2 protein-coding genes are annotated in these 11077 nt (G+C 68.4%); both read left to right on the top strand.

The genetic code is table 11. The features are described 5' to 3' along the window. Positions 1-4967, top strand: a 4967-nt coding sequence (locus ACFV2O_RS36510; RefSeq protein WP_379256326.1) for an amino acid adenylation domain-containing protein, incomplete at its 5' end; no start/stop codon positions are given. A gap of 267 nt (positions 4968-5234) precedes the next feature. Continuing rightward, on the top strand, positions 5235-11077 hold a 5843-nt coding region (locus ACFV2O_RS36505; RefSeq protein WP_379256324.1), incomplete at its 3' end, for an amino acid adenylation domain-containing protein.

The raw sequence follows: 11077 nt of genomic DNA, 5'->3' as shown, positions 1-11077 counted from the left end.
CTGCGTTGGAGGTGCAGTACGCGGATTACGCGTTGTGGCAGCGGGAGATTTTGGGGGATGAGCGGGATCCGGGGTCGTTGCTGGCGGCGCAGGTGGAGTTTTGGCGGGAGGGGTTGGCGGGGTTGCCCGAGCAGGTGGAGTTGCCTGCGGATCGGGCGCGGCCGGTGGTGGCGTCGTATCACGGGGCCACGGTGGGGTTCGAGGTCGATGCCGAGGTGCATGCGGGGTTGAGCCGGGTCGCCGCGGAGTGCAACGCGACGGTGTTCATGGTGGTGCATGCGGCGTTGGCGGTGTTGCTGGCGCGGTTGTCGGGCAGCCGGGATATCGCGGTGGGCACGCCGGTGGCCGGGCGGGGTGAGGCGGCGTTGGATGATCTGGTCGGGATGTTCGTCAATACGTTGGTGTTGCGTACCGAGATCGATCCTGGGGTGCGGTTCGAGGAGTTGCTGGCGGGGGTGCGGGCGGTGGATGTGGCGGCGTTCGGGCATGCGGATGTGCCGTTCGAGCGGTTGGTGGAGGTGCTGGATCCGCCGCGTTCGCCGGCGCGGCATCCGTTGTTCCAGGTGATGTTGACCTTCCAGAATTTGACGGTGCCGGAACTGGAGTTGCCGGGGTTGTCGGTGTCGGGGCTGGATCTGGCGGTGGGGTTGGCGAAGTTCGATCTGCAGTTGGCGGTGGCGGAGAATCTCGACCGTCACGGTGGGGCGGGTGGGTTGTCGGCGGCGTTCACCTATGCCACCGATCTGTTCGATGACGCGACGGTGCGGGATTTCGCCGATCGGTTCACCCGGATCCTGGCCGCGGTGGCGGCGGATGCGTCGGTGGTGGTGGGTGATATCGATGTGCTGGCCGCGGGTGAGCGGGAGTTGGTGTTGCACGAGTGGTCCACTCCGGGGGCGCTGGTGCCGGAGGTGACGTTGGTCGATGTCATCACCACCCAGGCCCGTAACCGCCCGGACGCGGTCGCGATCCGCTCGGGTGAGGGGTCGTTGACGTTCGGTGAGCTGCATGCGCGGGCGAATCAGGTGGCGCGGGCGTTGATCGCCCACGGTGCGGGTCCGGAGTCGTTGGTGGCGGTGGCGGTGGCGCGGAGCGAGGAGTTGCCGGTCGCGTTGCTGGGGGTGTTGATCGCGGGGGCGGCGTATCTACCGATCGATACCGGGTATCCGGTGCAGCGGTTGGAGTTCATGCTCGAAGACGCCGCCCCGGTGTGCGTGCTGACCACCGCCGCCGAGCTGGACTCACTGCCCGCGGGCAATATTCCGGCGCTCCTGTTGGAGGAGACCACCGGCTACGACGATTCGCGCGTCCGCAACCGCGAGCGGGTGCGGCCCCTGCGCCCGGACAATCTGGCGTATGTCATCTACACCTCCGGTTCCACCGGGGTGCCCAAGGGCGTGGGTGTGGCGCACCGCAACGTGGTCGAGTTGTTCGCCAACACCCAATTGCTCTTCGAGTTCGACGAAACCGATGTGTGGACGCTGTTCCATTCCTTCGCGTTCGATTTCTCGGTGTGGGAGTTGTGGTGCGCGCTGGCCAACGGCGGCAGCGTGGTCGTGGTCGACTACGTGACCTCCCGCTCGCCGGAGCAGTTCCGCGAACTGCTGATCCGCGAACAGGTCACCGTGCTCAACCAGACCCCCTCGGCGTTCTACCAGCTCGCCGAGGCCGACCGGGCAGCACACCACGACCAAGGCAAGTTCGCGCTGCGCTACATCGTGTTCGGCGGTGAGGCACTGGATCTGCGCCAGCTGCGGCGCTGGTACGAGCGCCATCCGGTGGACGCGCCGTGGCTGGTGAACATGTACGGCATCACCGAGACCACGGTGCACGTGTCGTTCCTGTCGTTGGACGAGCAGATGGTCGACAACCCGGCCAGCGTGATCGGGCGGGCGCTGCCAGGTCTGGACGCGTACGTGCTCGACGACCGGTTGCATCCGGCGCCGGTCGGGGTGGCCGGAGAGATCTACGTCGCGGGCGCGCAGCTCTCGCGCGGGTATCTGGGGCGTCCCGGTCTGGCCGCGACACGGTTCGTGGCCAACCCGTTCGGTGCGCCGGGCTCGCGGATGTACCGCAGCGGTGACATCGGCCGGTGGGTCGGATTCGGTGGTCGAGCAACCCTGGAGTACGCCGGTCGCGGTGATCAGCAGGTGCAGTTGCGTGGGTTCCGCATCGAGCTCGGCGAGATCGAGGCGGCGCTGCTGCGCTGCCCGGGCGTGAGTCAGGCGGTGGTGCTGGTCCGTACCGACGAGCATGCCGGTGACCGTTTGATCGGCTACGTCGTGCCCGACGCCGGGGCGAGCTTGGATGCGTCGGTGCTGCGTACCCAGGTCTCGGAGTTCTTGACCGGGTACATGGTCCCGGATGCGGTGGTCGTGCTCGAGGTGTTGCCGTTGACGGCGAACGGGAAACTGGACCGCCGGGCGCTGCCCGCGCCGCAGGTGGTGTCGGCGGTGGCGTTCCGCGCGCCGAGTTCGCCGGTGGAGCAGGCGGTGGCCGAGGTGTACGCCGGGCTGCTGGGCGCCGGCGAGGTCGGGTTGGACGACGACTTCTTCGCCCTGGGCGGCAACTCGCTGCTGGCCACCCGCGTGGTCGCACGCATCAACGAAGCCCTCGACGCCGATGTCGCGGTACGCGAACTGTTCGAAGCCCCGACCGTGGCCGCGCTCGCCGCGCGGGTGGTGCCCGGCGCCGGCGGCGGCGCCCGCACCGTGCTCGAACGCACCGAACGCAGCGAACCGATCCCGTTGTCGCTGGCGCAGCAACGCATGTGGGTGCTCAACCAATTCGACCCCGCCTCCGCCGCCTACAACATCCCGATGGCCATCCGCCTGCACGGCGCCCTGGACGTCTCCGCCCTGCGCTACGCACTGGCCGACGTCCTCGAACGCCACGAATCCCTACGCACCCGCTACCCCGCCGGCGGCCCCGGCGGACTACCGTTCCAGCAGATCCTCACCGTCGACCAAGCCCTGCCCACCGGACTGGAGGTCGTGGTCACCGACGACCCCACCACCCAGGTGATGGACTTGATGCTCACCGGCTTCGACGTCACCACCGAAGTCCCCGTCCGCGCCCTGCTGCTGGAATCCGGCCCCGACGAACACCTACTGGCGTTCGTGGCCCACCACATCGCCGCCGACGGCGCCTCCATGGCCCCCCTGGCCCGCGACCTGGTCACCGCCTACCTCGCCCGCATCGGCGGCAACTCCCCCCGCTGGGCGCCACTGGAAGTGCAATACGCCGACTACGCCATCTGGCAACGCCACGTCATCGGCACCGACGACGACGAAACCTCCGTCGCCGCACGACAACTCGCCTACTGGCGCCACCAGCTCGCCGGGCTCACCGGGCAAGCCGAACTCCCCACCGACCGGCCCCGCCCCCCGATCCCATCCATGCGCGGCGCCAACACCGGCTTCGCGGTCTCCCCCGACATCCACCAAGCCCTCACCGAGCTCGCCCGCGCCCACAACTGCACCCTGTTCATGGTCGTGCACGCCGCCCTCGCGGTCCTGCTGGCCCGCCTCACCGGCGACCCCGACGTCGCGATCGGCACCCCCATCGCCGGACGCGGCCAACGCGCCCTCGACGAACTCGTCGGCATGTTCGTCAACACCCTCACCCTGCGCACCCGCGTCGAAACCGGCATGAGCTTCACCGAACTCATCGACCAAGCCCGCGAAACCGACCTCGCCGCCTTCGCCAACGCCGACATCCCCTTCGAACGCGTCGTCGAAATCGTCGCCCCCGGCCGCGCCACCACCCACAACCCCCTGTTCGGGGTCGTGCTGTCATTCCAGAACAACGAACAACCCACCCTGCAGCTGCCCGGCCTCACCGTCACCGCCCTGGACACCGACACCGTCGCCGCCAAATTCGACCTACAAGTCAACATCAACCCCCACCACCACGACGACGGCACCCCCGCCGAACTCGACACCATCTTCACCTACGCCACCGACCTCTTCGACGAAACCACCATCCACACCCTCGGCCACCGACTCGAACGCATCCTCACCACCATCGCCACCAACCCCCACACCCCCATCGGCGACATCGACATCCTCGACCCAACCGAACGGGAGCGGATGGCGGCCGCGGCGGAGTCGGTTAGCGTCGAACCGCCCACGGCTACCGCGGGCACGGCGCTGACCCAGGCGCTGGCGGCGGCGGTCGAGGACGACCCGGAGGGGCCCGCCGTGGTCGCCGGTGAGAACGCGCTGTCGTACCAAGATCTCGACGCCCGCTCTTCGCGTTTGGCGCGGGTGCTCATCGCGCGGGGCTGCGGTCCCGGCGCGGGTGTCGGAATGCGTCTGGATCGCGGCATGGAAGCGGTCATCGCGACCTGGGCCGTCCTCAAAACAGGCGCCGCCGTCGTCCCCGTCGACACCCTCGACACCGCACTGCCCGACGACCTCCAAACCAAAGTCGGCCTCACCCTCGGTGATCCACCCACCGGCACCCTCGACTGGCTCGCCCTCGACGACCCCGCCGTCATCGCCGAGATCGCCGCCGAATCACCCCGCCCGGTCACCTACGCACACCGCACCCGGGCACTGCGCGGCACCGACCCGGCGTTCGTCGGCGCGCAGGTGCTCAGCTACGACGACTTGGCCTCGGCGGCCGGACGGCTGCGCGTCCGCACCGAGCTGACCTTCGAATCGCGCACCTTCCAGCACGGCAGTCCGCAGTCGCCGGCCGCGCTGATCGAGGTGGTCGCCGCGGGATCGGTGGGCGCGTCGGTGGTGCTGGTCGGCGCGGACGGCGCGCTGACGGAGTCGCTGGCCGACGAGTGGGTAACCCATCTGGTGACCGATCGGACCGGGCTGGAAGCCCTCGACCCGACGGCCCTGGAGGATTTGCACGCTGTGGTGCTGGACAATGGTGTCGGCGCCGTACCGGCGGGGCCGTGGGCGGATGTGGCCGCTATCGTCGAGTTCACCGAACTGCTCGGTAGCGAGTGAATCGGTTCGCGGCCGGACACGAGCCACCAGTTGTGTGACCATGGACACAGCTGGTTGGTTTGGAGTATCAGGGTGTCCGCTGGAAATGTGTCATGGACGTGTTCTTACAGGCAGGATGTGCAGAGTTTTCATGTTTCGCTTGTCGGGGAATAGTCTGCCGGCTCAGGGATGGGGGACCAGGGACGAAGCGGGGCTCGCGTGACGCGGCCCGCGCGGGTGCGGCCCACACGCACCCGGCGACCTAGAGTCACTACCCTTCCGCAACTGATGGCAACCGCCGTCGAGGCGAATCCGACCGGTACCGCGGTCGTGTTCGCCGACGCGGTCAGCTCACGCGGACAACTCACCTACGCGGAACTCGACGCCGAATCCACGCGTTTGGCGCGTTTGTTGATCGATCGTGGGGTGGGTCCGGAGGATCTGGTCGCGGTCGGTGTTCCGCGTTCGGTGGAGTCGGTGGTCGCGGTGTGGGCGGTGGCCAAGACCGGTGCGGGGTTCGTGCCGGTGGATCCGAACTATCCGGCCGACCGGGTCGAGCACATGGTGAAGGACTCCGGCGCCGTGCTCGGACTCACCGTCACGCGTGTGGCGGAGGATCTGCCCAACGAAATCGAATGGCTGGTGATCGATTCCGACACCTGTGCCAGGCAGCTGGAGGACTACCCGACCGAACCGGTCACCTATGCGGATCGGCTGCGCCAATTGCGCGCCGAACATCCTGCCTACGTCATCTACACCTCGGGATCGACCGGCATGCCGAAGGGTGTGGTCGTCACGCAGGCGGGGTTGGCGAGTTTCTGTGCCGAGCAGCGTGATCGGTATCGGGTGACGAGTGCGTCGCGGACGTTGCATTTCGCGTCGCCGTCGTTCGACGCGTCGGTGCTGGAGTTGCTGCTCGCGCTGGGTGGCGCGGCCACCATGGTCGTGGTCGCGCCGACGGTGTACGGCGGTGACGAGCTGGCCGCGCTCCTGCGCAGGGAGGCCGTCACGCACGCGTTCATCACCCCGGCCGCGCTGGCGTCGGTGGATCCGGCGGGGTTGGACGAGTTGCGTGTGGTGGTGGCCGGTGGCGAGGCGTGCCCGCCGGAGCTGGTGCGGCGCTGGGTGCGCCCGCTCGCCGACGGTGATCGCGAGTTCTACAACGGGTACGGCCCGACCGAGACCACGATCATGACGAACATCAGCGCGCCGCTGGTGCCGGGGCGGCCGGTCACGATCGGCGCGCCGATCCAGGCGACCACCGAGTACGTGCTGGACGAGCGACTGGTGCCGGTCCCGATCGGCGTGGTCGGCGAGTTGTACATCGGCGGGCCCCAGTTGGCGCGGGGCTACCAGTTGCGCCCCGGCCTCACCGCCGTGCGTTTCGTCCCGAACCCCTTCGACCCGAACCACTCTCGTCTCTATCGCACCGGTGATCTGGTGCGCTGGACGCCGAGTGGTGAGTTGGAGTATCTGGGTCGCAACGACTTCCAGGTGAAGATTCGCGGTTTCCGTATCGAGCTCGGCGAGATCGATGCGGTGCTGGCGGCGCACGAGACGGTGGATTTCGCGGTCACCGTCGGGCACCAATTGGACAGCGGCGCGACGATTCTCGCCTCCTACGTGCATGCGGCGAGCGGACACTCGATCGACATCGACGAGCTGACCGCGCACGCCGAGCGCAGCCTGCCGGTGCACATGGTGCCGACCTCCCTCACCGTGCTGGACGAGATCCCGCTGACCCCGGTGGGCAAGCTGGATCGTCGAGCCCTGCCCGCTCCGCAGTTGCAGACCAAGGAATTCCGCGCTCCGTCGGGTGCGCTGGAGCAACTGGTGGCGGGTGTGTTCGGCGAACTGCTCAGCGCCGGTGACGAGATCGGCGCGGACGACGATTTCTTCGAGCTGGGCGGCAATTCGCTGATCGCGACGCAGGTAGCGGCCCGGCTCGGGGCGTCGATCGGCGCGCGGGTGCCCGCGCGGACGGTGTTCGAAGCGCCGACGGTCGCGCTGCTGGCCGCCCGGCTCGCCGAATTCGACACCGGCGCGCAGCGTCCGGCACTGGTGGCGGTGGAGCGTCCGGAGCGGGTGCCGTTGTCGTTGGCGCAGCGGCGGATGTGGTTTTTGAATCAGTTCGATACCGGGTCCGCGGCGAACAATATTCCGTTCGCGGTGCGGTTGTCGGGTGTGTTGGATGTGGCGGCGTTGCAGGCGGCGGTCGCGGATGTGGTCGGGCGTCATGAGACGTTGCGGACGGTGTATCCGGCGGTGGACGGTACCGGGTATCAGGTGGTACTGCCCGCCGCGGAGGCGACGCCGGACCTGACGCCGCACGACCTGCCCGCCGGGGAACTCCCGGACTGGCTGCGTACGTTCGCCGCCACCGGTTTCGATGTCGCGGCCGAGGTGCCGTTGCGGCTTTCGCTCGCGCGGACCGGTCCCGACGACTACGTCCTCGCCGTCGTCGTGCACCACATCGCGGCCGATGGCACCTCGATAGCGCCGCTGGTGCGCGACTTGATGACCGCCTACGTCGCGCGCAGCGCCGGCACCGCACCCGGCTGGGAACCGCTGCCGGTCCAGTACGCGGACTACACGCTGTGGCAGCGCGCCGTGCTGGGCGAGGAGAACGACCCCCGTTCCGTGGCCGCGACGCAGATCGCCTTCTGGCGCGAGGCTCTCGCGGACATTCCGGACCGGATCGATCTCCCCACGGATCGGCCGCGTCCCGCCGCGGCATCCGGAAGCGGAGGCGTCTTCACCTTCACCGTCGACGCACCCACCCGGGCCCGGCTCGACGAGCTCGCGCACGCGAACGGCGCCTCGTTGTTCATGGTCGTGCACACCGCTTTCGCGGCGTTGCTCGCCCGATTGTCCGGCTCCGCCGACATCACCATCGGCACGCCGGTCGCGGGCCGCGGCGAGGCCGAACTCGACGATCTGGTCGGCATGTTCGTCAACACGCTGGTGTTGCGGACCGCGGTGGATCCGGCGGCCTCGTTCGCCGAACTGCTGGCGGTGACCAAGGAACGTGACCTTGCCGCCTTCTCACATGCCGAGTTGCCGTTCGAGCGGCTGGTCGAGGTGCTGGACCCGGTCCGCTCGCAGGCGCATCATCCGCTGTTCCAGGTGGCGCTGTTCTTCCAGAACATGGACCGAGCGGAGCTCGAGCTGCCCGGCCTGTCGGTCGGCGCGGTCGAACTCGACGGCGCGGTGGCCAAATTCGATCTGCAGCTGACGGTGACGCCGCAGGAAGGTCCGGACGCGGGCCTGGCCGCCATGTTCACTTACGCCACCGACCTTTTCGATGAGGGTTCGGTCGCCGAATTCGCGGCGCGCCTGAACCGGTTGCTGCGCGCGGTAGCGGCCGACCCCGATCGCGCACTGGGCGGCATCGACCTGCTCAGCGTGGTCGAGCGGGATCGAATCCTGCACGAGTGGAACGACACTCGTTACCCCGTCCGCTCCGAATTGCTGCTCGACGGATATCGCCGTGCCGTCGAAGCGAATCCGGAACGGATCGCCGTCGCTTACGAGGGCGCTGAGCTGACTTATCGTGAGTTCGATGCGCGGGTGAATCGGCTGGCGCGTTTGTTGATTTCGCAGGGTGTGGGTGCGGAGTCGTTGGTGGGGTTGGCGGTTCGGCGGTCGTTGGATCTCGTGGTGGGGATGTATGCGGTGGTGGCGTCGGGTGGGGCGTATGTGCCGTTGGATCCGGATCATCCGGCCGAACGCATCGCGCACATCCTCGACACCGCTCGCCCCCTCTGTGTCGTGACGACCAGTGCCGACGCGGCGGCCCTGCCCGAGGACGTCCGGGCGCTCGCCGTCGACACCCTGGATCTCGACGGCTTCGACGACAGCCCGGTTCGCCCGGAGGAACTACTGCGTCCGGTGTTGCCGGAGCACCCGGCGTACGTGATCTTCACGTCGGGATCGACCGGCAGGCCCAAGGGCGTCGCGGTGTCCCATGCGGCGATCGACAACCAGATCGCGTGGATGCTGGCGGAATACCCGCTGGGCCCGGACGACGTGTACCTGCAGAAGACGGCGACGACGTTCGACGTCTCGCTGTGGGGCTACTTCATGCCGTTGCGTGCGGGAGCGAAGCTCGTCGTCGCCACGCCGGACGGGCACCGCGACCCCGCCTACGTCGCGGAAACCATTGCCGGGCAGCGCGTGACGGTAACCGACTTCGTGCCGTCCATGCTGACCGTGTTCGCCGCGCACACCACGCCCGGCAGCTGCCCGACGCTGAAACACGTCTTCGTGATCGGCGAGGCGCTGCCCCCGGAGACCGTGGGAGCCATGCACGCGGTGTCCGACGCCGCCGTGCACAACTTGTACGGCCCGACCGAGGCGGCGGTGTCGGTGACCTACTGGCCCGCGTCGGCGGACGAGCGCAGCGTGCCGATCGGTCTGCCGCAGTGGAACACGCGGGTGTACGTCCTGGACTCGTGGTTGCGGCCGGTGCCGGTGGGTGTGCCGGGTGAGTTGTACTTGGCCGGTGATCAGCTGGCCCGCGGTTATGTGCGGCGTCCCGATCTCACCGCGGATCGGTTCGTGGCCAACCCGTTCGGCAACGGTGAGCGGATGTACCGCACCGGTGACCTCGTCGTATGGCGCAAGGACGCCGACGACGCGGTCCTCGACTATCTCGGCCGGACCGATTTCCAGGTGAAGTTCCGTGGTCAGCGGATCGAGCTCGGTGAGATCGAGACGGCGCTGCTGGCGCAGCCTTCGGTGAGCCAGGCGGTGGCGCTCGTGTCGCCTTCATCGCTGGGCGACCAACTCGTGGCCTACGTCGTCCCCGCTCCGGGAGACCGGATCGACACGCAGGCACTGCGCTCCGCGATCGGTGAGACGTTGCCCGCCTACATGGTTCCGGGCGCCATCGTGGCGCTGGATGCGTTCCCGCTGAACTCCAGCGGCAAGCTGGACCGTAAGGCGCTACCGGAGCCCACCTTCGAGACCAAGCATTTCCGTGCGCCCTCGAGCGCGGTCGAGGAGATCGTGGCGGGTGTGTTCGGCGAGGTGCTCGGTGTGACCCGGGTCGGCGCGGATGACGACTTCTTCGCGCTCGGCGGCAATTCGCTGGTCGCCACGCAGGCGGCGGCGCGCTTGGGTGCGGCGGTCGATGCTCGCGTGCCGGTGCGGGCGCTGTTCGAGACTCCGACGGTGGCGGGGTTGGCGGCGGCGCTGGAGTCGCACACGCACGGTGAGCGCGTGGAGTTGGGCAGTATCGCCCGGCCGGAGCGGTTGCCGTTGTCGTTGGCGCAGCGGCGGATGTGGTTCCTCAACCGCTTCGATCAGTCCGATGAGGCCGCGGAGCAGATCGGTTCGGCGGCCTACAACCTGCCGTTCGCGTTGCGGTTGACCGGTGCGTTGGATGTCGCCGCGCTGGGTGCGGCGCTACAGGATGTGGTCGTGCGCCATGAGGTGCTGCGCACGGTGTATCCGGAGACGGTCGACGGCCCGGTGCAGGTGGTGCTGCCCGCCGGGCAGGTCGCCTTGGATCTCACTCCGCGGGTGCTGGCCGAGTCGGACGTGGCGAGCGCCGTGTACGCCTTGGCGGCGACTCCGTTCGACGTGACGGCCGAGGTGCCGTTGCGTGCCGTCCTCATCCAGGTCGACGGAGCGCCCGAGACGTATGTGTTGGCGGTGGTGGTGCATCACATCGCGGCGGATGCGTCGTCGATGGGTCCGTTGGTGCGGGATGTGATGGTGGCGTATGCGGCGCGTACTTCGGGTGAGGTTCCGGGGTGGTCGTCGTTGCGGGTGCAGTATGCGGATTACGCGTTGTGGCAGCGTGCGGTGTTGGGGGAGGAGTCGGATCCGGGTTCGATTGCGGCTCGGCAGATCGGTTTCTGGCGGGAGCAGTTGGCTGGTCTGCCTGATTTGCTGGAGTTGCCGACGGATCGTCCGCGGCCTGCGGTGGCGTCGCTGGCCGGTGCGCGAGTGGATATCGAGATCGATGCGGCGACGCATGCGGGGCTCGTGGAGTTGGCTCGTGCGCATGGGGCGACGTTGTTCATGGTGGTGCATACGGCGTTCGCGGTGTTGCTGGCTCGGTTGTCGGGTAGTTCGGATATCGCGATCGGTACTCCGGTGGCGGGTCGTGGTGAGCGGGAGCT

Source organism: Nocardia sp. NPDC059691, from assembly GCF_042733915.1.
Taxonomy (GTDB): Bacteria; Actinomycetota; Actinomycetes; order Mycobacteriales; family Mycobacteriaceae; genus Nocardia; species Nocardia sichangensis.
This window is presented reverse-complemented; position numbering and strand designations above follow the sequence as displayed.